The organism is Psychromonas sp. MB-3u-54 (assembly GCF_002836415.1).
In the GTDB taxonomy this organism is placed as follows: Bacteria; Pseudomonadota; Gammaproteobacteria; order Enterobacterales; family Psychromonadaceae; genus Psychromonas.
Genome location: NZ_PJBP01000116.1, coordinates 90,308 through 106,647, shown reverse-complemented (window position 1 = coordinate 106,647; position 16,340 = coordinate 90,308). Strand labels below are relative to the sequence as shown.

Annotated in this window: 18 protein-coding genes and 5 tRNA genes; 15 read left to right on the top strand and 8 right to left on the bottom strand. The window is 41.0% G+C overall.

Annotated features, from left to right (window positions below):
* Positions 1–66: 66 nt before the first annotated feature.
* The 15 genes from CXF72_RS06630 (at position 67) to CXF72_RS06560 (ending at position 8,980) form a co-directional block, all read left to right on the top strand.
* Entirely contained in the window at positions 67–375 is a 309-nt protein-coding gene (locus CXF72_RS06630) for a cyd operon YbgE family protein (protein ID WP_232784900.1), read from the top strand.
* A 148-nt stretch (positions 376–523) separates the two neighbouring features.
* Positions 524–922 carry a tol-pal system-associated acyl-CoA thioesterase gene (ybgC, locus tag CXF72_RS06625; RefSeq protein WP_101037926.1) on the top strand — a complete coding sequence of 133 codons (399 nt, stop codon included), beginning with the start codon at positions 524–526 and terminating at the stop codon, positions 920–922.
* Complete coding sequence (tolQ, locus tag CXF72_RS06620) at positions 912–1,595, top strand: protein TolQ (RefSeq protein WP_101037924.1); 684 nt, start codon at positions 912–914, stop codon at positions 1,593–1,595. The genes ybgC and tolQ overlap by 11 nt, the downstream gene beginning before the upstream one ends.
* Positions 1,596–1,603: 8 nt before the next feature.
* On the top strand, positions 1,604–2,041 hold the full coding sequence (tolR, locus tag CXF72_RS06615) for a protein TolR (protein WP_101037922.1): 438 nt from the start codon (positions 1,604–1,606) through the stop codon (positions 2,039–2,041).
* On the top strand, positions 2,038–3,000 hold the full coding sequence (gene tolA / locus CXF72_RS06610; protein ID WP_101037920.1) for a cell envelope integrity protein TolA: 963 nt from the start codon (positions 2,038–2,040) through the stop codon (positions 2,998–3,000). Before tolR ends, tolA begins: the two co-directional genes overlap by 4 nt.
* A 14-nt stretch (positions 3,001–3,014) precedes the next feature.
* A complete protein-coding gene (gene tolB, locus CXF72_RS06605) occupies positions 3,015–4,328 on the top strand; it encodes a Tol-Pal system beta propeller repeat protein TolB (RefSeq protein WP_101037918.1) in 1,314 nt (437 codons plus the stop codon).
* Between the two features lie 28 nt (positions 4,329–4,356).
* Positions 4,357–4,917 (top strand): peptidoglycan-associated lipoprotein Pal, encoded by a 561-nt coding sequence (gene pal, locus CXF72_RS06600; RefSeq protein WP_101037916.1) that lies wholly within the window; start codon positions 4,357–4,359, stop codon positions 4,915–4,917.
* Positions 4,918–4,923: 6 nt separating this feature from the next.
* Positions 4,924–5,655 (top strand): tol-pal system protein YbgF, encoded by a 732-nt coding sequence (ybgF, locus tag CXF72_RS06595; RefSeq protein ID WP_101037914.1) that lies wholly within the window; start codon positions 4,924–4,926, stop codon positions 5,653–5,655.
* Between the two features lie 305 nt (positions 5,656–5,960).
* A tRNA-Lys gene (locus CXF72_RS06590) sits at positions 5,961–6,036 on the top strand.
* Positions 6,037–6,125: 89 nt separating this feature from the next.
* A tRNA-Lys gene (locus CXF72_RS06585) sits at positions 6,126–6,201 on the top strand.
* Between the two features lie 98 nt (positions 6,202–6,299).
* Positions 6,300–6,375 (top strand) — tRNA-Lys (locus CXF72_RS06580).
* Between the two features lie 76 nt (positions 6,376–6,451).
* Positions 6,452–6,527, top strand: a tRNA-Lys gene (locus CXF72_RS06575).
* A 156-nt stretch (positions 6,528–6,683) separates the two neighbouring features.
* Positions 6,684–6,759, top strand: a tRNA-Lys gene (locus CXF72_RS06570).
* 548 nt (positions 6,760–7,307) lie between these two features.
* Entirely contained in the window at positions 7,308–8,366 is a 1,059-nt protein-coding gene (gene nadA / locus CXF72_RS06565; protein ID WP_101037912.1) for a quinolinate synthase NadA, read from the top strand.
* A gap of 131 nt (positions 8,367–8,497) precedes the next feature.
* Complete coding sequence (locus tag CXF72_RS06560) at positions 8,498–8,980, top strand: DUF1456 family protein (protein WP_101037910.1); 483 nt, start codon at positions 8,498–8,500, stop codon at positions 8,978–8,980.
* A gap of 119 nt (positions 8,981–9,099) precedes the next feature.
* Here CXF72_RS06560 and nth read toward each other — a convergent pair whose 3' ends face one another.
* From nth to rsxA, 8 genes are all read right to left on the bottom strand, one after another.
* On the bottom strand, positions 9,100–9,735 hold the full coding sequence (gene nth, locus CXF72_RS06555) for an endonuclease III (RefSeq protein ID WP_101037908.1): 636 nt from the start codon (positions 9,733–9,735) through the stop codon (positions 9,100–9,102).
* Between the two features lie 105 nt (positions 9,736–9,840).
* Positions 9,841–10,458 (bottom strand): electron transport complex subunit E, encoded by a 618-nt coding sequence (locus CXF72_RS06550; RefSeq protein ID WP_101037931.1) that lies wholly within the window; start codon positions 10,456–10,458, stop codon positions 9,841–9,843.
* Positions 10,459–10,529: 71 nt separating this feature from the next.
* Entirely contained in the window at positions 10,530–11,165 is a 636-nt protein-coding gene (rsxG, locus tag CXF72_RS06545) for an electron transport complex subunit RsxG (protein WP_101037906.1), read from the bottom strand.
* Position 11,166: 1 nt separating this feature from the next.
* Complete coding sequence (locus CXF72_RS06540; protein ID WP_157823202.1) at positions 11,167–11,490, bottom strand: hypothetical protein; 324 nt, start codon at positions 11,488–11,490, stop codon at positions 11,167–11,169.
* Positions 11,491–11,500: 10 nt separating this feature from the next.
* Complete coding sequence (gene rsxD, locus CXF72_RS06535) at positions 11,501–12,553, bottom strand: electron transport complex subunit RsxD (protein WP_101037902.1); 1,053 nt, start codon at positions 12,551–12,553, stop codon at positions 11,501–11,503.
* Positions 12,554–12,558: 5 nt separating this feature from the next.
* Complete coding sequence (rsxC, locus tag CXF72_RS06530; RefSeq protein ID WP_101037900.1) at positions 12,559–15,027, bottom strand: electron transport complex subunit RsxC; 2,469 nt, start codon at positions 15,025–15,027, stop codon at positions 12,559–12,561.
* Positions 15,028–15,585, bottom strand: a complete 558-nt coding sequence (gene rsxB, locus CXF72_RS06525; protein WP_101037898.1) for an electron transport complex subunit RsxB — start codon at positions 15,583–15,585, stop codon at positions 15,028–15,030. It lies immediately after the preceding gene.
* Between the two features lie 15 nt (positions 15,586–15,600).
* Positions 15,601–16,179 (bottom strand): electron transport complex subunit RsxA, encoded by a 579-nt coding sequence (gene rsxA, locus CXF72_RS06520; protein ID WP_101037896.1) that lies wholly within the window; start codon positions 16,177–16,179, stop codon positions 15,601–15,603.
* Positions 16,180–16,340: the final 161 nt, after the last annotated feature.

The following is a 16,340-nucleotide window of genomic DNA, read 5'->3' as shown; positions in this document are numbered from 1 at the left end:
AATCAGCACGGTTCACTATTTTTGGAACTAGCTAAGTTGAAGAAAATCAAAAGGAGAACAGTCTGAATGAAGATCAGCACGCTTCATTATTATATTGATATATTGCATCGGCCCTTTAAGTTTTTAATAACCCGGCTTTTTTCACTGTTGCTGGCGTTATTTTTAAGCGGGTTACTGCTTATATATCCTAATCATATAGCCGCCAGTTCGGCTCAACTGGATCATGGTTATTTAACTATACTGATGCTGGCATTAAGTGCTGCATTTATCCATGGAGTCGGTTTTTATCCTCATTATTGGCTGTGGAAAATACTTTTCTCTCCGTATTTTTCCTGGGGAATATTGGTCACTTTCATTCTCAATAGCGTGGTGTGATTTAATAATCCTAAAAGCAAAAGTAGAAGAGGCAATCGCTGCCTCTTTTTTGTGATTAACTCACTAAAATATCTGACATGATTCGACAAAATATGGTATTTATAGTAGCTTGAGCTTTTATTATTTTTTATGAAAAAACGGTGTGTTCATGTCAACCTTAGCAGTACGAATTTATTATGAAGACACCGATGCTGGTGGTATCGTTTATTACGCAAATTATCTAAAATTTTTTGAGCGTGGACGCACTGAATTTTTTCGTGAACTTGATATCGAACAAGATACCTTATTGGAAAAAAATATAGCCTTTGTAGTGCGTAAAGTGGATCTGGATTGTCTTAAACCCGCCCGTTTTAATGCGTTACTGAGGGTGGAAACACAAATAACCCATCACAAAAAAGCCAGCTTAATGTTTAAACAAGAAGTTTTTCATGAAAATGGGGAACTTCTATGTCAGGCTGGCACTCTAATCGCCTGTGTTAATTTACAGAAAATGAAACCCACAGCTATTCCGGCTGAAATTATTGAGGTAATCGCCAGTGCATGCTGATATGTCTTTTTTAGGTCTGTTTTTACAAGCGAGTTGGCTTGTGAAATTTGTATTAATTCTTTTGCTTGGAATGTCTGTTTATTCATGGACATTGATTTTTTCACGAACAAAAAATCTTCAAGCGTCACAAAAAGCACTACAACTTTTTGAAGAACGTTTCTGGTCGGGTCATGATTTAAGCCGCTTATACAAAGAATCAGCTGCTCGTAGTGATCGAATAACAGGTGGTGAAAAAATATTTCATGGCGGTTTTAAAGAGTTTTCACGTTTACACCGGATTCCGGGGCGCAGTGTCGACAGTACGACTGAAGGTGCTCATCGCATCATGCGTGTTACTTTATCAAGAGAAATTGATGAGTTAGAAACAGGTCTGCCTGTTTTAGCGACAATAGGATCTATTAGTCCCTATATTGGATTATTCGGCACAGTATGGGGGATCATGAACTCCTTTATTGCATTAGGTGAAGTGCAGCAAGCGACCTTGACTATGGTGGCTCCGGGGATAGCTGAAGCGTTAATCGCAACTGCGATGGGCTTGTTTGCCGCTATTCCTGCTGTTATGGCGTATAACCGTTTTTCAACACAAGTGGGTAAATTAGAAACAGCATATATTAACTTAATGGAAGAATTCACCTCCATTTTACACCGTCAGTCAACCACTGAAAGTGACTAGGGAAGGTTATGCAACAATATTCATATCGAAGCCCCAAAAGACGCCGCGTTATCGCTGAAATTAATGTGGTTCCCTATATTGACGTTATGTTGGTTTTATTAATTATTTTTATGGTAACCGCGCCTCTTGTGACACAAGGGGTTAAAGTTGATTTGCCACAAGCTGCGGCAGAGGCGCTGGCGGAAGACAGTCAACCGCCAATGATCGCCTCCATTGATAAAGAAGGTCGCTATTATTTAAGTGTGGGTGACAGTATTGAGTCGCCGATTGATGGGCAGCAGATGACGGCTTTAGTACGCGCGCAATTAGCGCTCGATCCTAATGCTCAATTTGTGGTTAAAGGTGATGGGGATGTTAACTATAGAAGTGTTATCGACTTAATGGTCCTATTGCAATCCGCTGGTGTACCTTCCCTTGGACTGATGACTGAGCCGGAAGAAGAATGAAAAGTAGATCAACATTAATTGCGTTTATTAGCGCACTTCTGCTGCATATTATTGCCGGCACTCTGTTACTTTTAAATGTGAATTTTTCCAAGATCAAACCGCAACCTAAAAATGAAGTGCCCATTATCAATGCCACCGTTGTTGACCAAAAATTATTTGATGATTTAGCACAACGTAAGAATGAAAAAAAACAAGCTGAAATAAAGAAAATAGAAGAAGAAAAACAAAGGATAAAGCAAGAAAAACAGCGTATCCAGGAACAGAAGAAAAAAGCTGCGGATCTCCGTAAGAAGAAAGAGACTGAGCGCATTGAGGCGGAAAAAGCAGATACTCTGCGCAAGAAAAAAGCCGCGGAACGGGTCGCCGCAGAAAAAGCCCTGGCCGCGAAACAGTTAAAAGCAAAGCAAGATGCAGAAAAAGCCAAAAAAGTGGCGAATGAGAAGCGTAAAAAACAGCAGGCGGAGAATGCCCGCAAGCAAGCTGAGGAAAAACGCAAAAAAATAGAAGCTGAAAAAGCAGAAGCTCAAAGAGTAGAAGCTCAAAAAATAGCTGCTGAAAAAGCGGCTGCGAAGGCGAAAGTTAAGGCCGAACAGGAAAAAGAACGTTTACGCCGAGCTGAACTTGATAAGCAAATGGACGCGCAATTTGAGAATACCTTTGCAAACGCGCAAAGCTCTCGACAATTATCCGAAATCGCCCGCTACACGGCGCTTATTCAGGATAAAATTAGCCGAAACTGGCAAACTGAGCCGAGTATGAAAGGTAAAAGTTGTACCTTGAGAATTCGTTTAGCCGCAGATGGTTTAGTGATTAGCGCAAAACGGAGCAGCGGTGATCTTAAACTGTGTGAATCAGCTAAGCGTGCGGCATTAAAAGCAAACACATTACCTATACCTAAAGATCCGGATATTTCAACACAGTTCCGTGATTTCGATATTACTGTAGAACCTGACTTTTAAGGAAACCAAGCCCCATGCTGTTACGTTTATTTTTATCCATTGCAATGATTATATTTTCGGCCCAGGCTTCTGCTCGCTTAGAAATTTTAATTACCGAAGGGGTTAATACTGCCAGGCCGATCGCGGTTATTCCCTTTAAGTGGTTAGGCGAGGGCGAAAAACCGGGACAATTTTCCGATATTATCGCTGCAGATTTACAGCGCAGTGGCCAATTTAGTCCTCTTCCTCTTAATCAAATGCCTAATACGCCGTCAAACAGTATCGGTCTTAATTATAGCCTGTGGCATAAAATGGGGATTGAAGCTTTACTGATGGGGGAAGTGTCACCCGCACCGGAAGCCGGGAAATACATTGTCACCTATGAATTGGTAGACGTTGTGACGGGCAATGCAAATGTTGCAGACTACAGTCCTGTTTTAGAAAGTCGCCGTGGCACCGTAACTAAAACTCAATTACGTCGGTTTGCACATCGTATTAGTGATGTTGCCTATGAAAATTTAACCGGTGAAAAAGGCGCTTTTTTAACACGTATTGCCTATATTGCAGTGGATCGCAAAAGTAGCCATCCTTATCAATTACGTATTTCTGATTATGACGGTTATGGTGAAAAGTTAATACTGCGTTCAAAACAGCCGATTATGTCACCAAGCTGGTCTCCTGATGGAAGAAAATTGGCTTATGTTAGTTTTGAGCAACGCCACTCACAAATCTATATACAAGATTTATATAGCCAAAAACGTGAATTAATGACCTCTTTTCCAAAAATAAATGGTTCACCCAGTTGGTCCCCAGACGGTAAATCTTTGGCCATAGTATTATCAAAGGAAGGGCAACCCGAGGTTTATACCCTGGACACACAAAGCAAAGCGTTACGCAGAATTACCCATAATCGTGCCATTGATACTGAACCCAGTTGGTCGCCAGACGGCAACAGTTTAATCTTTACTTCTACCCGTGGTGGCCGGCCGCAAATTTATCAAGTTGATCTTCGATCGAAGGTGACAAAACGCCTGACCTGGGAAGGTGATCTTAATTTAGGTGGTACAATTACCCCTGATGGTGCTAGTCTAGTGCTGGTTAGCCGCCATGACGGTAATTATAAAATAGCAGCACAAGACCTTGCCTCTGGCGAGCTTAGAACGTTGACCAATACACATTTAGACGAGTCACCAAGCGTTGCGCCGAATGGCAGTATGATAATTTACAGTACCGTTTATAAAGGTCGTCAAGGTTTGGCATTAGTCTCTATGGATGGCCGTTTTAAAGCGAATATTCCTGCACAAAGTGGAGAAGTTAAATCACCCGCATGGTCTCCATTTTTAAAGTAAGTTAATTAACAACTAAAAAGGAAAAAAGATGAACCCAAGTATTATTTCAAAAAGTTTATTAATTGCATTGCCACTGTTAGCTTTAAGTGCGTGTAGCTCAAATAGTGATACCGATTCAGCAGCGATGGAAGCTAATAAAGCGGCAATGGAGCAAGCTGCAATGGAACAGCAAGCTGCGGCAGAGAGCAATATTGAAACCGATGGTATTCAAGCGATAGAGTTAACCGAAGAAGAGTTAATGGCTAAGCGTTACTCGGATGCTATCTTGGAAAAAATTATTCAGTTTGATTTTGATACCGCTATGATTAAACCGGAATTCACTTCTATTCTGGATGCGCATGCTGAATTCTTAGTTAATAATCCTGAGGAAAAAGTCACTATCGAGGGGCATACCGATGAAAAAGGGACACCTGAGTACAACATCGCATTAGGTGAACGTCGAGCAATGTCAGTGTCAGTTTATCTGGAGAATATGGGTGTTTTACCCAGTCAAATTAGCGTTGTAAGCTATGGTGAAGAAAAACCGCTTAACTTTGGCCACGCTGAAGCTTCTTGGTCGGATAACCGCCGCGCAGAACTGGTTTATTAATAACAGATGAAAAAAAATAATCTGCAAGCGGCCATTATTCTGGCCACTTTGTTTTCAACCTTCGCTTTTTCTGCTGCCCCCGTCAGTGACGTAACAGGCGCAGAAGGGGGGAGTGTTGAAAAACAATTAGAAAAGTTTACTCGTTTACTGGAATCGCGTAATAGAATGCAAATCAGTATGCAAAACCAACTTACTCAACTGTCTAAAGAGTTGAGAGAAATTAAGGGGGGCATGGAACTGTTTGAGCATAAAATCAATGAGATTGAAAATCGCCAACGTAATTTATACCAACTAATTGAGCAGCCTAAGGCAGTTTCAACCACGACTACCACGACAACCAATAACACTGTCACTGCCACTTCTGCAGGTGAACAATCGGCTTATCAAGCTGCAAAGGATTTAGTGTTAGTTAATAAGGATTTTAATCAGGCAATTACTGCTTTTGAAGCATTTATCATTGATTATCCTCAATCCGAATTACTTCCAAATTCTCATTATTGGTTGGGCCTAGTTTTATATCAGCAGAAAAAACGTAAAGAAGCACGTGTCGCTTTTCTGACGGTGAGTGAAAAATTTCCTCAGTCGGCTAAACGTGCGGATTCTTTATTTAAAATAGGTATCATTGATGAATATTTGGGAGAATTAGCTTCAGCCAAAGATTTTTATCAAAAAGTGTTAAAAGAATACCCAAATTCAACGGCGGCAGGGCTGGCACAAAAACAATTAGATGCTTTATAAATACGATTATAATTTAACAATATAACAAGTTGTAATCCCTGTTGTTTTACAATTTGTTTACTTTGTCGGCAAACAGAAAAAAAACAAGCGTTTTTTGTTGCGATATTCATAATATTGTATAGTATACGCCGCAGTTGAGAGCAAGATGTGATTTACTTCATATTTCTATTTTCTTCAATTATAGCGGGGAATTTTATTTATCCGCTAGCTTGACTAAGTTGATTGAACTTTAAATTTTAATCCTCTTTAGTTGATCAGAATCGAAGTAAAAAATCAGATTCTTAAGTAAGACTAAAAAACTATTCGGGCCGTTAGCTCAGTTGGTAGAGCAGTGGACTTTTAATCCGTTTGTCGAAGGTTCAAATCCTTCACGGCCCACCAAGTTTTTAGACAGTAGACCGAAATTTTATTCGGGATATTAGTTAAGATTTTTAATCTTCTCTAGTTAATAAGTAAGAAGAAGTATATTTGGGCCGTTAGCTCAGTTGGTAGAGCAGTGGACTTTTAATCCGTTTGTCGAAGGTTCAAATCCTTCACGGCCCACCAAATTTTAGACCGTTAGCTCAGTTGATTTATTTTTAATCTTCTCTAGTTAATAAGAGTCGAAGTGAAACCTTCGATTAATAAGAAAAAGAAGTATATTTGGGCCGTTAGCTCAGTTGGTAGAGCAGTGGACTTTTAATCCGTTTGTCGAAGGTTCAAATCCTTCACGGCCCACCAAATTTGAGACCGTTAGCTTAGTTGATTGATTTTAATCTTCTCTAGTTAATAAGTAAGAAGCAAAAGAAGTATATGTGGGCCGTTAGCTCAGTTGGTAGAGCAGTGGACTTTTAATCCGTTTGTCGAAGGTTCAAATCCTTCACGGCCCACCACTTTTTCGAATAGTCAGCCCGGAATTTTATTTGCGGTGTCGGTTAAGTTAGTTAAGTAATAAGTAATAAGTAAGAAGAAGTATATTCAGACCGTTAGCTCAGTTGATTTGTTTTTAATCTTCTCTCGCTAATAAATAAGTAAGAAGAAGTATATTTGGGCCGTTAGCTCAGTTGGTAGAGCAGTGGACTTTTAATCCGTTTGTCGAAGGTTCAAATCCTTCACGGCCCACCACTTTTCGAATAGTCATAGCGAAAAATATTATTACCCCTGACTCTTAACTTATTTGTCTAGGTTAAAACATTTCCCGGCACAGCACTTAACTCCTCTTTCTGTAATAAAAAATCCTAATCAATTTGCATTAATCTTTCCTTCGCAATTATTGTTCACTTCATTAATTTTAATGTTTATATTATTTATTTATACCCATTCGGCTAACCAGCATAAATAATACCAAAAGAACTAAAAAGGTAATCAATCTTGCTGGTTAAAATCATCCCTAACTACGTTGTGAGTTTTATTCAGAACATCCTGTTCTTCACCACTTTGTGGTCAGCTAAAGCTGTTCAAAATCGTTCCATACGATTTTTGTGAAGTGAGAATAACTATCTCCTGCAACTCACGCCTTGTTAGTGCTAATTTTTCCTTCGCAATCATTGATCACTTCATTAATTCTTTTGGTATAAGATAATAAGTGGATTTGGTATAAGGATTTATTATTATCACTTTTACTGATCTTCGCGGTATAATTACCAACATTTTTTAATATCTAAGAGACTATGATGAGTAAATACTCTCCAATTGTGGGTTCAGACTATCCTTTTCCAGCTAAACCAGCTGTTCTTTCTGCACCTGAAAAGGTTAATTATAGAGCGAGCATTAAAGCGTTATTAAAAGAAAAAAATGCCGTTTTAATTGCACATTATTATACCGATCCCGACATTCAGGCGCTAGCTGAAGAAACGGGTGGTTATGTTTCTGATTCATTAGATATGGCGCGTTTTGGTCGTGATAATCCAGCCACTACACTGGTGGTTGCCGGCGTACGCTTTATGGGGGAAACCGCTAAGATTTTAACACCGAATAAACAAGTGTTAATGCCTGAATTAGAGGCGACTTGTTCTTTAGATGTGGGCTGCCCGATTGAATCCTTCAGTGAGTTTTGTGACCAACACCCGGATCGTACTGTGGTTGTTTATGCAAATACTTCAGCGGCTGTTAAAGCGCGTGCTGATTGGGTTGTGACTTCAAGTATTGCCTTAGAAATTGTCGAGCATTTGGATAGCCAGAATAAGAAAATTATTTGGGGCCCAGACAGGCATTTAGGCAACTACATTCAGCGTAAAACCAATGCGGATATGCTGATGTGGCAAGGTGACTGTATTGTTCACGACGAATTTAAAGCCAGTGCACTTCGCGATATGAAAGCCGTTTATCCCGATGCTGCTATTTTAGTTCATCCGGAGTCGCCGGAGAGTGTGGTTAAATTAGCGGATGCAGTAGGCTCAACTAGTCAGTTAATAAAAGCCGCGCAAACGCTCCCTAACAAAAAGTTGATAGTGGCAACTGATACCGGTATTTTCTATAAAATGAAGCAGGCCTGCCCAGATAAAGAGTTCATGGCAGCGCCAACGGCCGGCGACGGCGCAACCTGTCGCAGCTGTGCACACTGTCCCTGGATGGCAATGAACGGTCTTAAAGCAGTATATAATGCTTTAAATGATGCGACTGGTCATGAAATTGATGTTGATGAAAAAGTGGCTCAAGGCGCATTAGTTTCTTTAAATAGAATGATGAACTTTGCTGCAGAGACGCAGTTAACAGTAAAAGGTAATGCCTAGTTCTATATAGTTCTATCAGGTTATTGCGCTTAAGTTAACGCGGTTTCTTTTTCCATAATAATTCTAAATTGGCATATTTTCGCTGTTTGCGTATAGTGTGCCTTCTAAAAACCTAAACCTATTGAGAAATTATGATCACCAATGATGTTTTACGACGTGTACGTTATGCGTTTAAACTGAACGATAAAAAAATGCTAGAAATTTTTGCCTCGGTTGATAATGCAATTGACGAAACAACCCTACACAGCATCATCGCTAAAGAAGGTGAAGAAAATTTCGTTTTGTGTCAGGACAGCCTGTTATCACTTTTTTTAGATGGTCTTATTAATGAAAAACGCGGTAAAAAAGAAGGCTCTAAGCCGGTTATACTAGCAGAAAATGTTTTTTTGCCTAACAATGATATTTTAAGAAAGCTACGTATTGCATTGAATTATAAAGATGAAGATATGTTAAAGATGTTAGCGCTAGCCGAATTCCCAATTTCTAAAAGTGAATTGTCTGCCCTATTTCGAAAACAGGATCACCGTAACTACAAGCTATGTGGTGATCAACTGTTAAGATACTTCTTAAACGGTATTACTATCCATTTACGGGGTGACAAGGGCGAAGAGTAATCGCTTTCTGATCGCAAAGACTAAAAAACCGAGCAAGTGCTCGGTTTTTTTATACTCGAAGCCATCAGCCATCAGCTGTCAGGCTCGTAACTCGAAGCTGTCAGCCGTCAGGAGATAACTTAATCTTCCGTTTTGTCTTTAAATTCACATAAGTCTTCAATCAGGCAGGAACCACAGCGGGGCTTGCGGGCAATACAAGTATAACGGCCGTGTAAAATAAGCCAATGGTGCACATCAAGCTTAAATTCAGTGGGTATCACTTTTAGCAACTTTTTTTCGACTTCATCTACATTTTTGCCCATGGCCAATTTGCTGCGATTAGACACGCGGAAAATATGCGTATCCACCGCTATCGTCGGCCAGCCAAATGCCGTATTTAATACCACATTCGCGGTTTTTCGGCCCACACCGGGTAAGGCCTCTAACGCTTCTCTATTTTCAGGGACTTGACTGTTATGCTGTGTTATTAACATGTGACAGGTTTTGATCACGTTGGCGGCTTTACTGTTAAATAAACCAATGGTTTTAATGTAGCGTTTTAAACCCTCGACGCCCAATGCCGCGATTGTCTCCGGCGTATTGGCAACGGGATAAAGCAGATCGGTTGCTTTATTAACACTGACGTCCGTGGCTTGTGCAGACAGAATAACCGAAATTAACAACTCAAAGGGAGAGCTGTAATTAAGCTCAGTTTGTGGTGTTGGATTTTCATCCCGCAGACGTATTAATATTTCGCGACGTTTACTATTATTCATTATTTTTCAGCCTGGAGGTGCATTAATATTTCGCGACGTTTACTATTATTCATTATATTTCATCCCGCAGACGTATTAATATTTCGCGACGCTGAGACTTATTCATTATTTTTTGATCCGGTGATCAATAGCGTTCTTAATGGCAATGATTAATCCCATAATAATAAAAGCACCCGGTGGCAGTGCTGCAAGTAAAAAGCTGGTATCAGCCTGATAGAGAGTAATAGTCAATACTCTAGCCCAATCACCTAACATAGTTTCTATTCCATCAAATAATGTACCCTGAGCTAATATTTCTCGGCTGGCGCCTAAAATGATTAAGACAATGCTAAAACCTACCCCCATCATCAGACCATCAAATGCGGAATGTTTAATGCCATTTTTTGATGCAAAAGCCTCCGCACGTCCAATAATCATGCAGTTAGTGACGATCAAAGGGATAAAAATACCGAGAGACAGATAAAGCTCATAGGTAAAGGCATTCATCAATAATTGAATACAGCTGACCAGTGAGGCGATAATCATCACAAAAATAGGGATTCGAATAGCTTGCGGTACAAGGTGACGGATTAATGATATCAATGAGTTTGAAGCGACCACCACAAAAAGTGTGGCCAAACCAAGCCCAAGCGCATTGGTTATCGTATTAGTGACGGCCAGAAGAGGGCATAAGCCTAATAACTGTACAATACCCGGGTTGTTTGCCCATAAACCCTGACGCATTAATTCCTTATAAACGGGATCTGCGCTATCTGTTTTGTCTGTGCCTACCGCGGTTTCTTGGCTTTGTTCATTCATAAACTTTCTCCACAATTTGCTTCATGCTTGAAGAGTGTTTTTTTGTTTTTTTGAAAATAAATTAACGCATCTTTTACTGCAAAAACAACGGCGCGAGGTGTAATGGTTGCCCCGGTAAAAGCATCAAAATCCCCGCCATTCTTTTTCACCTCCCAGCGTGATTTTTGTCCTTCCTGATAAAACTTATCGTTAAAAGAGTAAATCCAGTCAGATTTGTTGGTTTGAATTTTATCACCTAACCCTGGGGTTTCAGTATGTTGAAGCACCCGAACACCGGCAATGCTGGCATCAGCATAAATCCCTACGACGAGATTTATTCTCCCTGCATAACCGCTCATGGTGGTCGTTTTTAACATTAAAGCGATAGGATTATTATCTTTTTTAGCAATAAATGCCTGCTGTGGCTCTGCACTGCCTAATAAATTTTTATCCGTGACCGCAAAACAACTGGCAACGATATCGTTATCATATAACTCAGCCGGAATAAGTTGGTTGAGCATTTTCAATAATGCTTGTTGCTCCTGATGGGCAATAATGGGTTGTGTAAATTGGTTTACAATGGCGATGCTACCGGTACAAGCGATAGCAAAGGCTGCGAGTAAATACGCATTGCGACTGATTGTTGAAAACATATTAAACTCTCCACCCAGATACTATTGCTTGTCTATTATCATTAACTTTACCGACACTTTTATTTTTAAGCATAGAAAACATCTCAACTAGGTTCCCGCCGGACACTATTGCTTGTCTATTATCATTAACTTTACTGACACTTTTATTTTTAAGCATAGAAAACATCTCAACTAGGTTCCCGCCGGACACTATTACTTGTCTGTTATCATTAATTTTACTGACACTTTTATTTTTAAGCATAGAAAACATCTTAACTAGGTTCCCGCCGGACACTATTACTTGTCTGTTATCATTAATTTTACTGACACTTTTATTTTTAAGCATACAAAACATCTTATTTACCTCCCCCATAAACTTTGGGCTGAGTATAATAATCAAGTAGAGGAACACACATATTGCCAAGCAGAACAGCGAAGGCAACTGCATCGGGGTAACCACCCACATTACGAATAATAACCACGATGAAAGCGATTAATAAAGCGAATAAAATACGCCCTTTAACCGTTGTGGCGGCACTAACCGGATCGCTTAATATAAAAAATGCGCCTAACATTGTTGCCCCTGAAAACAGATGGAAGAGGGGAGGAGCATTGAGATCCGGACTGTAGGCAAAAGCGATAAAAGAGAAAATGCCGATACCCAATAAGAAACTAACCGGGATATGCCAATGCACGACACGTTTAAATAATAAAATTAATCCACCCGCTAAAAAAGCACCGTTAATCCAATAAATTTGTTGCCAGGAAGATGCTTTAAACTGCAGGCTAGTGAAAATTTCGCTGATTGTAAATCCATTATGCAGGGCATCTCGCACCGTATTAAGTGGGGTTGCCATAGACAAACCATCAATGCTGACACTCAGTTGCTCAACAGAATACCCGTCAAGGGTAGCACCCGTGAAGATTGCATTTATCTGATCCATCAAGGTCAGAGAAAAGGGTTGCAGAGACTGTACTGGTAACCAGGAGGTCATCTGTACCGGAAACGAAATTAACAGTAAAACATAAGCGGCCATTGCGGGATTAAAAATATTTTGTCCAAGCCCGCCATATACTTGTTTAACAAATATAATGGCAAAAATAGTACCAATCACTACTATCCACCACGGTGCAAGGGGGGGAATGGAAATCGCAATAAGGATCGCGGTTAATAAAGCGCTGGCATCTTTTAGCGTGTTTAAAACAGGACGGTTTCTTAATTTCAAAATAAAAGCTTCACTTGCCACTGCGGCAAGACAGGCTAATGATATTTGTATTAAGTTTGCATAACCGAAAAAATAACTTTGTAAAAACACGCCTGGAATTAAGCATAAAATAACCAAAACCATCACCTGTGACGTTGTTCTCCGCTGTTTTTGATGGGGAGAGCTTGCATTCTTGTAGGCCATTTACATTAATCCTTGTGCGCTGTTTTTTGTGCTTTTGCTTTAGCAATTACGGCGGCTATTTTTGCTTTTCGGTTATCCGATTGCAGACTGCTTTTTTCATTGGCTGTCTTCTGGGGCGTTGTCGATTGAGTGTCTTTATGGCTGTCTATTACATTTTGCTGTTGTTCCTGTTTATGTAACCGCACTTGTTCTTTGCGCAGTGTGCGAGCTTGTATTGCTTCACTATTATCCGGCAGCTGATCACTTGTTTGCTGCACTGTTTGCGCCGCCTGTTTTTTAGCCTTAGCGCGCGCAATGGCAGCGGCTACCGCATCTTTTTTGTTATCGGCGGGTTCACTTTCAGCCTCAGTTTCCGGCGTTGCTTGTTCGGCTGCCTGTTTTTTGGCTTTAGCGCGCGCAATGGCAGCGGCTACCGCATCTTTTTTGTTATCGGCGGGTTCACTTTCACCCTCAGTTTCCTGCGTTGCTGGTGCTGCGGCCAGTTTTTTGGCCTTAGCACGTTTAATAGCAGCAGCGACGGCATCTTTTTTGTTATCCGCGGGTTCACTTTCAGCCTCAGTTTCCGGCGTTGTTGGTGCTGCGGCCTGTTTTTTGGCCTTAGCGCGCGCAATGGCAGCGGCTACGGCATCTTTTTTGTTATCCACCGGTTTACTTTCATTTTCACTTTCAGTTGCCGGCGTTGCTTGTGCTGCGGCCTGTTTTTTGGCTTTAGCGCGCGCAATGGCAGCGGCGACGGCATCTTTTTTGTTATCCGCCGGTTTGCTTTCACTTTCACCCTCAGTTGCCGGCGTTGTTTGTGCTGCGGCCTGTTTTTTGGCTTTAGCGCGCGCAATGGCAGCGGCGACGGCATCTTTTTTGTTATCTGCCGGTTCACTTTCGGGCTCTTGTGCGCTGTCGGCTAAGCGCTGTTTTTTAGCTTTAGCACGTTCAAGTGCGGCTGTAATTAAGTCTTGCCCGCCATTTTTTTCTTTTGACTGTTGTTTGCGTTTTTCGGCTGCTGCCTGATGTTTAGCCTGGCGTTCTAATTTCGCTTGTTCTAATCGGGCGGCTCTGTTTTCATGGCGAATTCGTGCTGTTTCAGCTTTTTGAGCTTCCTGCTGCGCGTTTCTAATTTCAGCTTTTGCTACCCTATAATATTCAACCAGTGGAATATTACTTGGGCAAACAAAGGCACAGGCACCGCATTCAATACACGATGGCAGGTTATACTCATCTAATTTCTCATGATCCTGGCTTTTGGAATACCATAAAAGTTGCTGAGGTAATAATACTGCCGGGCAAACGTCCGAGCACTCTCCACAACGGATGCAGGGCATTTCTGCGGGCGGCTCCGGCATTTCTTTAGGCGTTGGCACGAGGATACAATTACAGGTTTTACTCACCGGAATATCAGTATGGGTAATAGTAAACCCCATCATAGGACCACCAATAAGCAGTTTTTGCACATGTTTTTCTTCCATTCCGTGCTGCTCTAGCAGGTACTGAATGGGGGTGCCAATCCTCACACTGGCATTACCTTTGTTTTTAAATGCCCCCCCCGTTAAGGTTACAATACGCGAGATAAGGGGCTTGCCATCAATAATGGCCTCTTTGACCGCAAACACAGTACCGACGTTATGCATGACAATGCCCAGAGCAGTTGGATGTTTGCCAAGGGGGATCTGTTGTCCGGTAATCATTTCAATTAATTGTTTTTCACCACCGGATGGATAACGGGTTGGTATAATGCTGACGCTGAGCTTTTCCTGCAGAGATGCGGGTGCTTGCTTAATGGCAATATTGATGGCGGCAATGGCTTGCGCTTTGTTATCTTCAATGGCGAACACTATTAAGGTTGGTTGTAGAATATGCGCTAAGACTTCGATTCCGCTAATAATGTCATCGGCATGCTCCTGCATCAATCTGTCATCTGCCGTGATATAGGGCTCACATTCAATGGCATTGATGATCAATAGTTTAACATTATGCGCATTGCTTAACTTTAAATGACCTGGAAAACCAGCCCCGCCCATTCCGACAATACCTGACTGTTGCATTAAGTCGATCAGCGGGGCTGCAGGTTGAGTTTGATAATCCTGTGGTTTTTTATAAGCAATACTTTCGTCTAAGCCATCGGTTTTAATAACGATTGATAAGACAGCTAAGCCTGAAGGGTGGAGATCGGTACGTTTCTCTATTGCGTAAACAACACCTGAACTGCTGGCATGCTGTACAACCATCGCCCCATAAACTTTGCTTAATGGCTGCCCCTTGAGAACAGGATCTCCCACTTTAACTAATAATTCAGGGATGTAACCTTTATGCTCAATGGAAATGACTAAATACGGGGGAATACCCGCATCGGTAATGGCAATGTGGCTACTTTGTTGTTTGTTCTCTTCCGGATGAATACCACCATGGAAAGACCACTGCTTTCCCGATGAAATTTGTGCGAGTTGATCATCACTGAGAAGGTTTATTGGTTGTGTCGTCATTTACAGCTCAGTTGTGGTTTTTGTTGGTATACGGTTCAAGTCCCATTCCCAATTTTGAGTGGTTAATGCAATTGGATTCATATCAATACAATCGGTCGGGCAGGGCGCAACACAAAGCTCACAGCCGGTGCACTCATCGGTGATCACCGTGTGCATTTGTCTTGTTGCACCTAAAATGGCATCAACCGGACAAGCTTGGATACATTTTGTACAGCCGATACATTCATCTTCGCGAATAAAGGCGACTAATTTAGGTTTTTCCTCGGTTTCTAAACCTTTTGGCTCGACACCCATGCGTTCGGCAAGTTGGCGCATAACAGCGTCTCCTCCCGGAGGACATTTATTAATATCATCGCCATTGGCAATCGCTTGTGCGTAGGGTTTACAGCCGGGATAACCGCATTGACCACATTGGGTCTGCGGTAAAATAGCATCCAATTCCTCAACAATCGGGTCTGTTTTTACTTTAAAGCGGATTGAAGTGTAGCCTAATAAAGACCCAAAAATGATGCCTAAAACGGCAAAGGTTACAATCGCTATCGTTATACTGAGTATCATTTTATAATTATTCCACTACTTAATAAGACCGGTGAAGCCCATAAAGGCAAGAGACATTAATCCTGCGGTGACCATCGCGATTGAAGCTCCTTTGAAGGGTAAAGGTATATCTGAAGCTGCTAAACGTTCACGCATTGAGGAAAAAACCACTAAGACTAATGAAAAACCAACCCCTGCACTAAATCCGTAAATGATGGACTCAACAAAATCGTGATTTTCATTAATATTCAATAATGCTAACCCTAAAATCGCGCAATTAGTGGTTATCAGTGGTAAAAAAATCCCTAACAATCGGTATAAGGTGGGACTCGTTTTGTGCATTACCATTTCCGTGAACTGCACAACAACAGCAATCACCAAAATAAAACCGAGTGTTTGTAAATAAACCAGATCTAAGGGTAATAAAATATATTTATTGACAATATATGAAACCGCAGCCGTTAAGGTTAAAACAAAGGTTGTGGCAAATGACATGCCGACAGCTGTTTCTATTTTATTAGAAACACCCATAAACGGGCATAAGCCTAAAAATTTGACCAGTACGAAGTTATTAACTAACACGGTACCAATAAACAGTAAAAAATAATCGCTCATAAGAATTTAATTCCACTACCTTTATAGGTGTATTTAGCGGGCTCTAACAGGCCAGTATGATAACAATAAAAGCGCAAATGATCAGTGTAAAAGGTAAAAAGCTCAGGAAGTTTTTATTTGGCTATCTGGATATTATTATTACCAACCAGAATAATTTTCAT

Coding starts and splice junctions, on each gene's coding strand:
- CXF72_RS06630 (WP_232784900.1), top strand. CDS start 67: ATGAAGATCAGCACGCTTCATTATTATATTGATATATTGCATCGGCCC.
- ybgC (WP_101037926.1), top strand. CDS start 524: ATGTCAACCTTAGCAGTACGAATTTATTATGAAGACACCGATGCTGGT.
- tolR (WP_101037922.1), top strand. CDS start 1,604: ATGCAACAATATTCATATCGAAGCCCCAAAAGACGCCGCGTTATCGCT.
- tolA (WP_101037920.1), top strand. CDS start 2,038: ATGAAAAGTAGATCAACATTAATTGCGTTTATTAGCGCACTTCTGCTG.
- tolB (WP_101037918.1), top strand. CDS start 3,015: ATGCTGTTACGTTTATTTTTATCCATTGCAATGATTATATTTTCGGCC.
- pal (WP_101037916.1), top strand. CDS start 4,357: ATGAACCCAAGTATTATTTCAAAAAGTTTATTAATTGCATTGCCACTG.
- ybgF (WP_101037914.1), top strand. CDS start 4,924: ATGAAAAAAAATAATCTGCAAGCGGCCATTATTCTGGCCACTTTGTTT.
- nadA (WP_101037912.1), top strand. CDS start 7,308: ATGAGTAAATACTCTCCAATTGTGGGTTCAGACTATCCTTTTCCAGCT.
- CXF72_RS06560 (WP_101037910.1), top strand. CDS start 8,498: ATGATCACCAATGATGTTTTACGACGTGTACGTTATGCGTTTAAACTG.
- nth (WP_101037908.1), bottom strand. CDS start 9,735: ATGAATAATAGTAAACGTCGCGAAATATTAATACGTCTGCGGGATGAA.
- CXF72_RS06550 (WP_101037931.1), bottom strand. CDS start 10,458: ATGCGTCAGGGTTTATGGGCAAACAACCCGGGTATTGTACAGTTATTA.
- rsxG (WP_101037906.1), bottom strand. CDS start 11,165: ATGTTTTCAACAATCAGTCGCAATGCGTATTTACTCGCAGCCTTTGCT.
- CXF72_RS06540 (WP_157823202.1), bottom strand. CDS start 11,490: ATGCTTAAAAATAAAAGTGTCAGTAAAATTAATGATAACAGACAAGTA.
- rsxD (WP_101037902.1), bottom strand. CDS start 12,553: ATGGCCTACAAGAATGCAAGCTCTCCCCATCAAAAACAGCGGAGAACA.
- rsxC (WP_101037900.1), bottom strand. CDS start 15,027: ATGACGACACAACCAATAAACCTTCTCAGTGATGATCAACTCGCACAA.
- rsxB (WP_101037898.1), bottom strand. CDS start 15,585: ATGATACTCAGTATAACGATAGCGATTGTAACCTTTGCCGTTTTAGGC.
- rsxA (WP_101037896.1), bottom strand. CDS start 16,179: ATGAGCGATTATTTTTTACTGTTTATTGGTACCGTGTTAGTTAATAAC.